Here is a 12,909-nt window from a genome sequence, read left to right as displayed (position 1 = left end):
ATGCAATTCACCGTCACGATCAACCAGGTTAAGGCGCTGGAGTGGGGGCTGAACTCCCAGCAGGCCCTGCTGTTCGCCTTCGTCTATGGCTGCCCGAGTTGGACCAAGCCAATCAAGACGGACGATGGGATCTTCTTCGCGCTGAGCAAGGCCAAGATCATCGAGGAGCTGCCGCTGCTCACCGATAAGCCGGACACCGCTTACCGCATGCTGAAGGCCCTGGAAGAGGCCGGTTTGATTGAGCTTTCCAGCACCTCGAACATTACGCTGTTCCGCCTGACCGAGAGGGCGATCGAGTGGAATCAGAAGCTTGATGGATCGGAAAAATATCCGACCCCTCCAGAGAACAAAGGTCGGAAAAAAATCCGATCTACCTCGGAAAAAAATCCGAGCAAGGTCGGAGAAAAATCCGAGCAAGGGTCGGAAAAATCTCCGACAAATCAGGATACCAATCATCAGGGTACCAATCAGGATACCAGTCAGGACTTGCAAGACGGCCCGGACAAGCCGGCCCGCAACCTGGTGCTGGTGGTTGATCGCACCGACGGTCCCCGCGTCGAGATTCCCGCCGACATGCCGGGCCCCAAAGACCAGTCCTGCAAAACCTTCAAGGCTTGGGCGAACTACGCCATGGCTTACCGCAAGCGCTACAGCACCTGGCCGGTGTGGAACGCCAAGGTCGGTGGTCAGCTCGGCCAACTCGTTGACCGCCTCGGCGCTGATGTCGCCCATCATGTCGCGGCCCACTTCCTGAAAACCAGCGATGCCGCCGTCCTTCGCAAGTGCCACAGCCTCAACGAGCTGCTGGCCAACGCCGAGAGCTATCACACCCAGTGGGTGACCGGTCAGCGCATCAACGGTGCCACCGCGCGGCAATTGGAGCGCACCGAGGCAAATGCATCGGCAGCCGAGCAGGCAGCTCAGATGGTTCTGGCCAAGCGCCAGGCGGGGGCACGCAATGAATACCTTTGAGATGAATGACCAGCAGGTGGCCGGCCTGGCGGCAGCGATCTGTGCCACCGCTGAGGCAATGGGCCAGGAGATGAACCCAGGTACTGCGGCGATGATGGCTGAAGACCTGTGCGCTTACTCCGTGCCTGTCGTGAAGGCTGCGCTGAAAGCCTGCCGCTTTGAGGTGAAAGGCAAGCTGGCCATGGCCGACATCCTGCAGCGCGTTCAGGCCGCCGACGGCCGCCCGGGCAAGGACGAAGCCTGGGCAATCGCCATGACTTCGAACGACGAATTCGAAACCGTGGTGCTGACCGATGAAATTCAACTGGCGCTGGCGGCCGCGAAACCTGTCCTCGATGCCGGCGATAAGGTCGGCGCGCGCATGGCTTTCAACAGCGCCTACGAGCGTCTGGTCGGCCAGGCCCGGGAGGACAACAAGCAGGTCAACTGGCACGTGTCTGTCGGCTTCGACGCCAATCGCCGTGTGCAGGCAATCAGCAAGGCCGCGCAGATGCAGCGGATCCCCCAGGAGCGCGCCCAGCAATATCTGGCAGACCTGAGTGTCGAGCCAGTCACCGAGGATGGCCGGGCGCTGGCGGGTTTGATCACCGGCACCGTAACCCGGCCGGCGCCGAAGCTGCGCGCCAAGCTTGCGGCCGTGAAGGATTCGATGCTCGCCATGCGGAGAGTGTCGGCCGAGAAAAAAACAGAACTACGCATCCTGGCAGCAAATGAGCTGGCTGATCGCCGTGCGCTGCTGGTTCAGCAGGCCGAACAATTGGAAGTAAGGAGGGCGGCGCAGTGACCATCGACAAACAGAAACTCCAGAAACTGCTGTGGAGTGAAGTCGCTTCCTGGAAGGCTGACTGTGGGAACTGGAAGCAGAACGCAGAGGCGCTAGGTGAATTTCTCGGTGAGAAGACCGTGGAGGAAGTGGCGTTGGAACTGTTGGCAGAGAACAAGCGGCTGCGCGACTTCCTTTCCGATATCAGCAAAACATCTGGCGACAAGGGTGCCGTCAGGGGCGCGCGCCAATTGTTCAAGGAGTTCGGGCAATGACCGAGTTCGCAATCCGCAGCCAGCGCGACATCAGCCGCCTCATGGGCGTCCTTCACGCCACCGACTTCACCAAGCCCAAGATCGTGGTCATCAAGGACGAGAAACGCCCGGACGTCTGCAATCGCAAGATGTGGGCAATGCTCAAGGACGTATCCGAGCAGGTGATCTGGCACGGCAAGAAGCTGAGCAGTGAAGACTGGAAGTGTCTTTTCAGTGCCTCGCTGGAGAAGCAGCGCGCGGAGCCTGGCCTCGACGGTGGTTTCGTCGTGATGGCGGTATCGACCCGCAAGCAATCTCAGAAGTGGTTCAGCGCCCTGTTCGAGCTGATGCATGCCTTCGGCGCCGAGCATGACGTGCGCTGGACTGAGCAGGACAAGTGGGGAGGGCGGTACTGATGCGCGTAGCCATCAAGGAATCGAAGGCGCCCAAGCCGAAGAAGTGCAAGAACCCAGCGTGCGGGGACTCATTCGTTCCGCAGCGACTCGGGCAGGCGGTATGTGGCTACAAGTGCGGTCTAGCGATAAAGGAGGTCAATCAGGCGAAGGCTGGCAAGGCGTTGGCCCAGGTTGGGCGCCGCGAGATCCAGGTGCGCAAGGAAAAGCTGAAGACCAGGGCTGACCACCTGCGCGAGGCTCAGCAAGCGTTCAACGAGTACATCCGCCTGCGTGATGCCCATCGCCCCTGCGTGAGCTGTGGTCGCCACCACGAAGGCCAATATCACGCAGGGCATTACCGATCCGTAGGAGCGAACCCTGAACTGCGGTTTGAGCCGCTCAATGTGTGGAAGCAGTGTGCGCCGTGCAATACGCACCTGTCGGGCAACTTGGTGAACTACAGAATCTCACTCCTACAGGAAATCGGCGCCGAAAAAGTTGAATGGCTTGAAGGCCCTCATGAGCCCCGCAAATACACCGTCGAAGAAATCAAAACCATCAAGGCCGAATACCGGGCCAAGACCCGGGAACTGAAAAAGGGGCAGGTAGCATGAAGTTGATCAACGCACGTCAAGCGTGGACAGACGCACAGCATGAGTCGAACGCCTCAATCAGTGCTGCAGCGGCTGACCGGGCAAAATCCGCAACCGTCGTCCGGAAGGAGAAGGCCGCGCTGCGCGAAATCATCTTCGCAGCCCAAGGTGAAGACAAAGAAGAGCGTATCAAGGCTGTGCGACAGAAGATCCACATTGCCGAAACGCGCCGCACGCCAATTGGACGGTCGACACATCGAGCCGCCCACCTGGTGACCATGGGGAAGGTTCAGAAGGCGATCGAGTCGTTGCCGTTTCAAGTGCAGCAGTTGGGGCACTACCTCTACCACCCCTGCATGACCGTCGTGCATATGCTCAACGCCGAAAAGCTGATCTGGGCGGATACTGACTTCGGCGCGCTCACCGATGCCAAGGCGGCGAAGGTGCACTGCTTGGTCACCGTTGCGCTCCAGTCCTACAAGTCTGAAGCAAACGGTGGCGATGCTTGGGGGCCGGCTCGAGTGTCTAACGCCATGATGAAGCTGTACGGAATCGCTATCCAGCCCAAGCACTGGGATCGCGACTGGCTCGACATCTGGAATTTCCTGCGAAATGCCATTGAGGAAGTGGATATTCAGGCACAGCAGCCAGTGTGGCAGGTTATTCACGCAGAAAATTCAGAAGATGCGGCATAAAGGTGTTGCTTTGGTGGGGAATTTGATGTACTTTTCCCACACTGCGCAACTTACCTCCAGCGCACGACAACTTCGAAACCCGGCCACCGCGCCGGGTTTTTTATTGCCTCGAATTCAACCTTCTGGAGCTGCGCATGAAGCTGAAAGCCAAAAGCAATTTGCTGGAGCGCGCTAGAAAGGCTTGGGAGGCGGTCGCACGCCAAGTTGGCGAGACTGACTTCTCGCGTCATCCGCGCACCGGAGAATATTTGCATCCCGGCGTCGCCATGGGTTGGCGCATCCACAAGAAGAATCTGTAGTTTCACCTGTAGCCAGGGCAGCCTTCGGGACGGCCTGCACGTCGATAGCCGGATAGTGCGACGTACGGAATCAACACCGGCAGCTCAACAAATCAGTTCCGTTCGTCTATTCGACAGCACTGAAATCTATGGCCAGTTTCCCATATATATGGCCCAGAATTGCTGGACCTCACTGATTGAGGTGCGTATGGCTAATGAAACTAAAAACGGGCAAGACAGCTCAGTGACTAAACCGATGCCTGATTCGAACGAGCCAATGGCAAAACCTAGCAGCCCAGCATCGACTGATCCGATTAAGAATCCCGCGGCCCAAGATCGTGATAGACCCGAAGATTGGAAAGACCCAAACGAAACTGAAGATTTTGATGAAGATGATTCGTTACGCTCAAATAATTAGATAACAGCTTCATAGGTCGATCGACGCGAGCCACAGACTCTCATCTCAACCAAGCCTCAGCATTTGCTGGGGCTTTTTCTTTTCGGCTCCACCACACCCATCGCGCTGAGCTGGGAGTGCTGCTGGGGCTGATTTAATTCAAGTCATGCCAACGGAGTCGAGCGCATGGAGTACTTGCAGCGCCTGCTCGACAATCTCGACAGGTTTGGATTGCTGATTGCTGGCTTCACTGGCGCCGTCATTGCCAGCTGGTGGCACAAGGACGACCTAACGGACTGGCGCGCCTGGGCGATCTTTCTGATTACCGGTGTCGCCTGCTCCTGGTACCTGACGAGCATGGTCAGCTCCTACCTGGGAGTGACCGAGCCGAGAATTGTCGCGGGCATCGGCTTCCTGCTGGGTACCTTCGGTGGTTCACTTCTCGCAGCCATCAACCGCGCCATCAAAGCCGCTGACCTGTGGGCGCTCATCCGCCAGCGGTTCGGGGGAGGCAACCCACCATGAATCTTGAACTGATCAACTCCATCGCCTGCGGCTTGATTGCCTTGTGGGCGACCTGGTGTGTGCTGAGTGGCCGAGTGCGAGACGGAATCCTCGGCAAGCTCATTTATTCGGCAATCGCTATCAGCGGTTTCGTTGTGATGACCCGCAACCAGAACATCTTCTTCGGACCGACGACCGCAGGGCTGACCCTGCACGTGTCCCTGGCCCTTGCCGGCCTGCGCCATATCTTTATGGTCATCTGGTGGCAGAGGGTGAAAGCCTGGCTGTGCCGAACGCTGAACTGTGAACGCTGCATGCGCTGTGACAAGACGCCGGGTGGAATTGATCGGCGTAAACACTAGGCCGCCCACATTTCGCGACTCACCGATTTATGCCGCAACGTATCTAACACGCGTAATATCGCCGGCCGAGTCAATGCGGAGCCTATCCTTTGCGCCTAATTTCCAATGTTGAAAAAAACACCCAGTCGCATCTGTACGAGTTGAAGCAATTAATCTCATGGTCTGAGCGGATCGTGATTTGTTCGGGGTGGATGAAAGCTACTGGCTTGTCTCTCCTACTGAGAGACATTCGTGCGGCGATCCGCCGGGGCGCCAAGATAACGGTGTACACCAATCAGGAGCATACCGAGCCAAGTTGCATCAAGAGCCTGGTAAAAGTTTCTGGGCTGAAGCACTTCAATGTGCCGAAACCGATCTATCTCCATTCGAAAATTTATTACGGGCAAAAAGGCAATTCATATTCCGCTATTGTTGGCTCCGCTAATGTCACGAGGGGAGGGTTATGTACCAACGAAGAGCTTTCATATCTGGTAAGCGGGAAAATCGGTGACGATGCTCACGTGCAACTTGAGTCATATCTCAAACGCCTCTTTGAGCTTGAGGCAACGAAATCACTAGGATGAGTACATGACAACCAAGCAGCCCGACTGGGAGGTGATCGAACGTGCCTACCGGGCCGGTGCGCTTTCCATCCGAACCATCGCTGAGCGTAATGGCGTCAGCGATACCGCCATTCGCAAAAAGGCTAAGGTCCTTGGATGGGCGAGAGATCTATCGGAGCAGGTACGCAAGGAGGTTCGCAACAAGCTGGTTCGCGGCGAGGTTCGCGATGATCAATGTGCGAACCCTGAGCGGGACGCCGAGATCATCGAAGAGGCAGCGGAAGAGGGCGCGACGGTTGTTCGCAGTCATCGCCGGGATATTCGCAAAGCCACGAACCTTGCGAACCTGCTGATGGATGATCTGCTCACTACGATCAAGCGGCGTGAGGAAATCGAAGACGCCATTGCTGACGAGACGGCCGACGATGAGAGCGGTTTCCGTCGTGGCTCGATGCTCGCAGCGGTTGCTCTGCCCAGCAACGCCAAAACCCTTTTCCAGTTGTCCTCGGCCATGAAGAACCTGCAGGTACTCGAACGCACTGCGTTCGGCCTTGATGACAAGGAACAATCGAAAGACTCCGACGAACTTTCGCAACTGATGGACGAACTATCGAAGGACGCCTGACATGAAACCCGAGCACATGAAGCTGCTCCGGGATCGATTCTGGCGACTGAACAACCTCTACTTCATCACCGACAAGCATGGGAAGAAGGTCCGCTTCCGCATGACGCAGGAGCAGATCGATTACTTCCAGGGGATGCACACCCGAAACATTATCCTCAAGGCACGGCAGCTGGGTTTTACCACGCTGGTCTGCATCGTCCAGCTTGACGCTGCGCTGTTCGAAGCTGCGAAGTGCGCACTGATCGCTCACACCCTGAACGACGCCAAGCGGCTGTTCCGGGAGAAGGTCAAATACGCCTATGACAATTTGCCCAAGGAGATCAGGGCAGCGAATCCGGCACGCAATGACGCTGCCGGAGAGTTGGTGTTCAGCAAAGGTGGGTCGCTCTACGTCTCGACCTCATTCCGGGGCGGTACGCTGCGTTATCTGCACGTTTCCGAGTTCGGGAAGATCTGTGCCAAATTCCCACACAAGGCGCGGGAGATCGTCACCGGCGCCTTCGAGGCAGTGGCCGCTGAATGCTTCGTCACCATTGAGTCGACAGCAGAAGGTCGGGCCGGATACTTCTTCGACTACAGCCAGTCTGCCGAGAAGCAACAAATGGCCGGCGTGCCCCTGGGCCTGCTGGACTGGAAGTTCTTTTTCTTCAGCTGGTGGCGCAACCCGCTGTACTGGCTGGATTCGACCGACGTCGTCATCCCTGACCGGCTGACCAAGTACTTCGACGACTTGGCCGCCAAGCACGGCATCGTCACAAACCCAGGCCAGCGCGCCTGGTACAGCGCCAAGGAAAAGACGCTCGGCGAAGACATGAAGCGCGAATACCCATCGATACCTGCCGAAGCATTCCAGCAGACGATCGAGGGTGCCTACTACGCCAAGCAGTTCACCAAGCTATATGCGACCCAGCGCATCGGCAAGCTGCCAGACAACAGCCACTTGCCGGTTCATACGTTCTGGGACATCGGTGTCGGCGACTCGACAGCAATCTGGTTTGTCCGGATCGTTGGCGACGAATACCACGTAATCGACTTCTACCAGAACAGCGGGGAAGGCCTGAGGCACTACATGAAGGTGCTCAAGAACCGAGGTTACACCTACGGCGAGCACTGGGGTCCGCACGACATCGACAACCGGGAGTTTGGCAGCGATGGCAAGACCCGCCGAGAACTCGCTCGAGAGGGCTACGAGATCGACGGTCAGCGCTACTCGATGACTTTCCAGGTGGTGCCGAAGCTCGGTATCGATGAAGGCATCGAGCAGGCCCGGGAGATCCTCCCCAAATGCGCTTTCGACGAAGCCAAGTGCGAGGAAGGCATCACCGCCTTGGAGAGTTATCGCAAGGAATGGGACGACAAGCGTGGGTGCTGGAAGGACAAACCCCTACACGATTGGTCGTCTCATCCAGCCGATGCATTCCGGTACTTCGCTGTCGCCCAGAGCGCAAGGAAGCCGGTCAAATCAATCAAAATGGGATTCGCACGCTAATGGCAGACGTCACCTACACCCGCCCGGAGTACGACGCGGCACAGACCCGTTGGCGGCTGGTGCGTGACGTGTGCAAGGGCTCCGAAACGGTCAAAGCTCGCGGCGATGTATATCTGCCGAAGCCGAATCCGCACGATGCCAGCCAGGAGAACGTCGAACGGTACAAGGGGTACAAGCAGCGCGCCGTGTTCTACAACGCCACCGGCCGGACGAAACACAGCCTGGTGGGCGCGGTGTTCCGCACCTGGCCAACGCTAACCGTCCCCGGGGCTCTCGACTACGTCTCGAAGGACATCGATGGGCAGGGCGTGAGCATCTACCAGCAGTCGCAATCGGTCATCGGGCATTTGCTCGAAGTCGGGCGTCACGGGCTGCTGGTGGACTACGCCGCCGTGAAGGCCGGCACCGTGAGCAAGGCCGACGAGCAGGCAGGCCGTGCTCGGGCAAGCGTTGCCAGCTACCCGGCCGAGTCCATCAGGAACTGGAAGACTCGCAAGATCGGTGGTCAGCACCTGCTGAGCCTCGTTGTGTTGCGCGAAGAGGTAGACATCGATACCGATGACGGCTTCGGCAGTGAGCGGGTTGTGCAGTATCGAGTGCTGCGCCTGGACGACGCCGGCGTTTACACGCAGGAGGTCTGGCAAGAGGGCAGCAGTGAGACGGCAATGATCATTCCCCCTTTCACGCCATTGAATGGCCTTGGGCAACCTTGGAAGTTGATCCCGTTCCAGTTCCTCGGCAGTGAGAACAACGACACCAGCATCGACGATTCGCCGCTGTACGACATGGCCGTGCTCAACATCGGCCACTACTGCAACAGTGCGGACTATGAGGATTCGGTGTGGTTCTCCGGACAGCCACAATTCTGGATTTCCGGTCTTGATGAAGCTTGGCGCGATCACTTGGAAGCGAACGGCATTTATGTCGGCTCTCGGGCGCCACTGACGCTCCCGGCCAACGGTTCGTGCGGTTTCGCTCAGCCTGAACCGAACACGCTCGTCAAGGAGGCCATGGACGCCAAGAAAGAGGACATGGTCTCGCTCGGCGCCCGACTGATCGAGCGGGGAAGCGCGGTCAAAACCGCGACCCAGGCTGACAACGACAGCGCCGCCGAACACAGCGTTCTCTCCCTGGTGGTCAGCAACGTCAGCGAGGCATACAGCCAGTGCCTGGTCTGGATGGCCGAGTTCGTGAACGCCACGGGCGAAACGCTCTACAAGCTCAATCAGGACTTCAGCCAGATCACCCTGGACGCGACGATTCTTGCTGCGCTGTTCAATGCGGTGCAGGGCGGCAAGCTGCCGGCCGGGGACTTCTGGCAGTATCTGCGCGATCGCGGTGTCATCGATCCCGAGAAGACCGACGACCAGATCCGAGATGAACTGGAAACCGAAAAACCCGGTCCTGACTTGGAAGACGATGAGGTAACCCCGAATGGCGGCAAACCAAGCGATCCTTGATGCCACGATTCGGCACGCCGTCTTCCTCGAGCAGCTGAAATCCGGGGAGGTTGCGAAGTTCGGGCCTTTCCTCAAGGAGATCGACCGCTCGATACGGGAGCGGCTGACCCGGGCAGACCTCACGGATTACACCGTCGCCCGCCTGGAGCGGTTGCTGAGCGAAGTCGACAGCCTGCTGCTGGGCATCTTCGACCGGTACAGCGAGAAGCTGAACCTCGACCTAATGGATATCGCCAACTACGAGGCCGAGTTTGAAGCGACTAGTTTGACCCGGGCGGCGCCGGTGGGTGTTTCGTTCGACGCCGCGGTGCCAGGTGCTGCTGCAATCCGTGCTGCCATCCTCACCAATCCGCTCAGTGTGCGAGGTGCGGATGGCGGGAAGTTGCTCGAATCATTCATTGAGGGATTCACCAGCACCGAGCGGCAACGTCTCACTGGCGCGATCCGGCAGGGCTTCTTTGAAGGCCAGACCAACTTCCAGATCATCAAGAACATGCGCGGCACCAAGGCGCTGAAGTATAACGACGGCATCCTGGCCACGACCAACCGGAACGCCGGTGCGATCGTCCGGACGGCGGTGCAGCACGTCGCCACCCAGGCGCGCATGGAGACACTGAAAGAGAACTCCGATGTCGTGCAATCGGTGGAGTGGGTCAGCACCCTGGACACGAAGACGACCAGCCAGTGCCGGACGCTCGACAAGCGCCGGTTCAAGCTGACGGAGGGGCCGCGGCCGCCGATCCACATCAACTGCCGCTCGACGGTGGTGGCGGTGACTCGCTTCAGCGCGCTGTTCGCCAAGGACGCCACCCGGGCATCCAACGGTGACAGCGGCGCGCAGCAGGTGAGGGCAGACCTCAGCTATTACGACTGGCTCAAGCAGCAACCTGCCTCCTTCCAGGACAAGGCTATCGGTCTGGTACGCGCCAAGCTGTTTCGCGAAGGAGGGCTGACTGTCGAGCGATTCTCTGAGCTCCAGCTCGATCGCAACTTTTCACCTCTGACACTCGAACAGATGAAGGGATTGGAGCCTTTGGCCTTCGAGCGGGCCGGCATTAAGTAGCGAGTGTAAGCTGGCGGGACCAAGGCGCTCCTTTGCGTCGGGTGCCTGCTTAATGGCGAAAGGGTCACGCTCGGGTAGAATCCGCAGCCTTCTGGAGGAGGGCTGCTATGAGATGGATGATCGCCGCGATTTTGATCGCGGTCCTTGGGTTACCAATTGCATTTACTGCAGGCGTTGTCATCAGCCTAGATGTAGCTGCCGAGAAAAATCCCGCTAAATCTTTGAAAGAGTTGATGGGGTCAGCAGGGGACTGGGTCTCTGGCTTGGGCGCTTTGGCAGCAGCGGCTATAGCGGTTTATTTAGCAGATAGGCAGCGGCGAGAAGACTTGCCGAATCTATCGGTCTCCGTCTCCGGGTCCTACCAATTCTCGATAGTAAATTACGGTCGTCTACCGATTGAGGTAAACGGTCAGTGGCTGTATCTGACGTCGAAGTACGGCACCTTCCTTCTTAGGCATGACCTGGACGAGGAAAGCGAGGAGCGAGCGGTATTAGGATTTGGCGAGATCGCCCATTTTCGCTACGGCGACCATCTGATGCTGAACATCGCGTCTTGGGCGCATGTTCACTGCAAACGAGACATAGGCGCGATTTCGCTTGTAGTGTCAACGCCACTAAAGGCATTCAGGTTTCCGTTGCCGGACTATATTGTGAGCCGTCTCAGCAATGAGCTGAGTCAAATCAAGACGAAATAGGCTCTATTGATTCAAGCCCGCCCAGCGCGGGCTTTTTTATGCGCGCGATTCACTCAGGCCTCGTCAATGACGGGGCTTTTTCATATCTGCGGGCAGGGCCTGCGAATCGTCTCTGGGAGACAAGCAAATGGGTTTGAAATATCAGCTGGACACTCTGGACGGTCTCGATGACTCCGTTAAATCGCTCTACACCGAGAAGGACGGAAAGTTTGTCCTCGGTATTGAAGGTCTGCCGCAACCAGAAGACGTATCCGGCCTGAAGTCGAAGGTTCAGGAACTGCTGGACGAGAAGAAGTCCGCGGACAAGGCGCGCAAGGACGCCGAGGAGCAGGCCCGCCTCGATCGTCAAGAAGCCGCTCGCAACTCCGGCAACGTCGAAGAGCTCGAAAAGTCCTGGTCCGAAAAATACAACCGCCGCGAAGCTGAGCTGAACGGCATGTTGGAGCAGGAGCGTGGAACGCTGAGCGGGCAGATCAGGGATCTGACTGTCGGCCGTACCGCTACTGACATCGCGTCTGCCTTGGCAATTCCAGGCAGCGCCAAAGCCCTGTTGCCGCACATCGAACGCCGCCTGGGCGTCGAGCAGCGCGACGGGAAGCCTGTGGTGGTCGTGCTCGACCCACAGGGCAAGCTCTCGGCGGCAACGCTGGACGAACTGAAAGCAGAATTCGCAAACGACACGGCGTTCGCGCCGTTGATCGCGGGTAGCAAGGCATCGGGCGGCGGGGCTGCTGGTGCTGGAGGTGGCGGCGGGGCCGCAAAAGGAAAAATCGGCGGCACCAAAGAGGAACGCACGGCCGCAATCGCGAGCCGGTTCCCGGATCTCCCTCAATCGTAAGGAATAACTCATGTCCCTGTCGCAAATGCAGGTTTTCAACGAATACATCATGCCGGCGACTCTCGAGACGCTGGATCAGTATCTCGCCGCTTTCAACGCCGCAAGCCGCGGTGCAATCGTGCTGTCGCCGGACGGCTTCACCGGCGACTTCCTCCAAGAGTCGTTCTTCCAGACTCTGGCGGCTGCCCAGCGCCGAGTGGATCGCTACAGCGCAAACGCCGCTGTTGCGGCCACCGACCTGACCGAGCTGAAGAACACTTCGGTGAAGGTCGCCGGCGGCTTCGGTCCGATCCGCTACGAGCCATCGCAGATGACCTGGCTGGAGCGCCCAACTGCGCAGGGTGTCGAAGTGGCGAGCCGCGCGTTCGCTGAGATCCTGCTCAAGGACCAGCTGAACACCGCAATCGCTGCACTGGTTGCAGCGATCACCGCCCAGGCCGCAGCTGTCAACGACGTGTCGGCTACCGCAGGCATCACCTACGCTGGCCTGAACAACGCCCATGCGAAGTTCGGCGACGCAAGCCAGAACCTGGTCACTCAGGTGATGCAGGGCACCAGCTACCACAAATTGGTTGGCCAGAACCTGGCAAACCAGCAGCAGCTGTTCCAGGCGGGCAACGTTCGCGTCGTGGACATCCTCGGCAAAATTTCCGTGGTGACGGACGCGCCGGCACTGATGCAGGCCGGCACCCCGAACAAGGAGATCATCCTGTCCCTGGTGCAGGGCGCTGCGCTGGTGCACGACGGTCGCGACATCATCAGCAACGTCCAGACCACCAACGGCAAGGAGCGTATCGAAACCACGCTCCAGACCGACTACACCTTCGGCTTGGGCTTGAAGGGTTACACCTGGGACACCACCACCGGCGGCAAGTCGCCAACCGACGCCGAACTGGCAACCGGTACCAACTGGGACAAGACCGCTACCAGCATCAAGCACACCGCCGGTGTGGCTCTGATCGGTGACGCTTCCAAGTAACACTT

The 12,909-nt window shown here is 58.5% G+C and carries 18 protein-coding genes; all 18 read left to right on the top strand.

Going from position 1 to position 12,909, the window contains the following annotated elements; translation table 11 throughout:
• Entirely contained in the window at positions 1-972 is a 972-nt protein-coding gene (locus D8V06_RS19610; RefSeq protein WP_130931619.1) for a phage replication protein, read from the top strand.
• Positions 959-1,756: a hypothetical protein gene (locus D8V06_RS19605; protein WP_130931618.1), complete on the top strand. Its 798-nt coding sequence runs from the start codon at positions 959-961 to the stop codon at positions 1,754-1,756. The genes D8V06_RS19610 and D8V06_RS19605 overlap by 14 nt, the downstream gene beginning before the upstream one ends.
• Positions 1,753-2,010 (top strand): hypothetical protein, encoded by a 258-nt coding sequence (locus D8V06_RS19600; protein WP_130931617.1) that lies wholly within the window; start codon positions 1,753-1,755, stop codon positions 2,008-2,010. The genes D8V06_RS19605 and D8V06_RS19600 overlap by 4 nt, the downstream gene beginning before the upstream one ends.
• Positions 2,007-2,405, top strand: coding sequence for a recombination protein NinB (locus D8V06_RS19595; protein ID WP_130931616.1), 399 nt, complete (start codon positions 2,007-2,009; stop codon positions 2,403-2,405). The genes D8V06_RS19600 and D8V06_RS19595 overlap by 4 nt, the downstream gene beginning before the upstream one ends.
• Positions 2,405-2,998, top strand: a complete 594-nt coding sequence (locus tag D8V06_RS19590; protein ID WP_130931615.1) for a recombination protein NinG — start codon at positions 2,405-2,407, stop codon at positions 2,996-2,998. The genes D8V06_RS19595 and D8V06_RS19590 overlap by 1 nt, the downstream gene beginning before the upstream one ends.
• Positions 2,995-3,672: a hypothetical protein gene (locus D8V06_RS19585; protein ID WP_130931614.1), complete on the top strand. Its 678-nt coding sequence runs from the start codon at positions 2,995-2,997 to the stop codon at positions 3,670-3,672. Before D8V06_RS19590 ends, D8V06_RS19585 begins: the two co-directional genes overlap by 4 nt.
• Positions 3,673-3,806: 134 nt before the next feature.
• The gene (locus D8V06_RS30435; RefSeq protein WP_177434456.1) at positions 3,807-3,971 is read left to right on the top strand and encodes a hypothetical protein; all 165 of its coding nucleotides are present in this window, start codon (positions 3,807-3,809) and stop codon (positions 3,969-3,971) included.
• A 187-nt stretch (positions 3,972-4,158) separates the two neighbouring features.
• Complete coding sequence (locus D8V06_RS19580; protein WP_130931613.1) at positions 4,159-4,368, top strand: hypothetical protein; 210 nt, start codon at positions 4,159-4,161, stop codon at positions 4,366-4,368.
• A 165-nt stretch (positions 4,369-4,533) separates the two neighbouring features.
• Positions 4,534-4,872: an MFS transporter gene (locus tag D8V06_RS19575; protein ID WP_130931612.1), complete on the top strand. Its 339-nt coding sequence runs from the start codon at positions 4,534-4,536 to the stop codon at positions 4,870-4,872.
• On the top strand, positions 4,869-5,213 hold the full coding sequence (locus D8V06_RS19570; RefSeq protein ID WP_130931611.1) for a hypothetical protein: 345 nt from the start codon (positions 4,869-4,871) through the stop codon (positions 5,211-5,213). The genes D8V06_RS19575 and D8V06_RS19570 overlap by 4 nt, the downstream gene beginning before the upstream one ends.
• 89 nt (positions 5,214-5,302) lie before the next feature.
• A complete protein-coding gene (locus tag D8V06_RS19565; RefSeq protein WP_130931610.1) occupies positions 5,303-5,776 on the top strand; it encodes a phospholipase D-like domain-containing protein in 474 nt (157 codons plus the stop codon).
• Between the two features lie 4 nt (positions 5,777-5,780).
• Positions 5,781-6,380, top strand: a complete 600-nt coding sequence (locus D8V06_RS19560) for a hypothetical protein (protein WP_130931609.1) — start codon at positions 5,781-5,783, stop codon at positions 6,378-6,380.
• A gap of 1 nt (position 6,381) precedes the next feature.
• On the top strand, positions 6,382-7,869 hold the full coding sequence (locus D8V06_RS19555) for a terminase (protein WP_130931608.1): 1,488 nt from the start codon (positions 6,382-6,384) through the stop codon (positions 7,867-7,869).
• Positions 7,869-9,329 carry a DUF4055 domain-containing protein gene (locus tag D8V06_RS19550; RefSeq protein ID WP_130931607.1) on the top strand — a complete coding sequence of 487 codons (1,461 nt, stop codon included), beginning with the start codon at positions 7,869-7,871 and terminating at the stop codon, positions 9,327-9,329. The genes D8V06_RS19555 and D8V06_RS19550 overlap by 1 nt, the downstream gene beginning before the upstream one ends.
• On the top strand, positions 9,304-10,392 hold the full coding sequence (locus D8V06_RS19545; RefSeq protein WP_130931606.1) for a minor capsid protein: 1,089 nt from the start codon (positions 9,304-9,306) through the stop codon (positions 10,390-10,392). The genes D8V06_RS19550 and D8V06_RS19545 overlap by 26 nt, the downstream gene beginning before the upstream one ends.
• A 107-nt stretch (positions 10,393-10,499) precedes the next feature.
• A complete protein-coding gene (locus D8V06_RS19540) occupies positions 10,500-11,087 on the top strand; it encodes a hypothetical protein (protein WP_130931605.1) in 588 nt (195 codons plus the stop codon).
• A gap of 127 nt (positions 11,088-11,214) precedes the next feature.
• Complete coding sequence (locus D8V06_RS19535; RefSeq protein WP_130931604.1) at positions 11,215-11,925, top strand: hypothetical protein; 711 nt, start codon at positions 11,215-11,217, stop codon at positions 11,923-11,925.
• 10 nt (positions 11,926-11,935) lie between these two features.
• Positions 11,936-12,904, top strand: coding sequence for a major capsid protein (locus D8V06_RS19530; RefSeq protein ID WP_130931603.1), 969 nt, complete (start codon positions 11,936-11,938; stop codon positions 12,902-12,904).
• The last annotated feature ends 5 nt before the right edge of the window (positions 12,905-12,909 follow it).

This window comes from Pseudomonas sp. Sample_24 (assembly GCF_004307605.1).
In the GTDB taxonomy this organism is placed as follows: Bacteria; Pseudomonadota; Gammaproteobacteria; order Pseudomonadales; family Pseudomonadaceae; genus Aquipseudomonas.
This window is presented reverse-complemented; position numbering and strand designations above follow the sequence as displayed.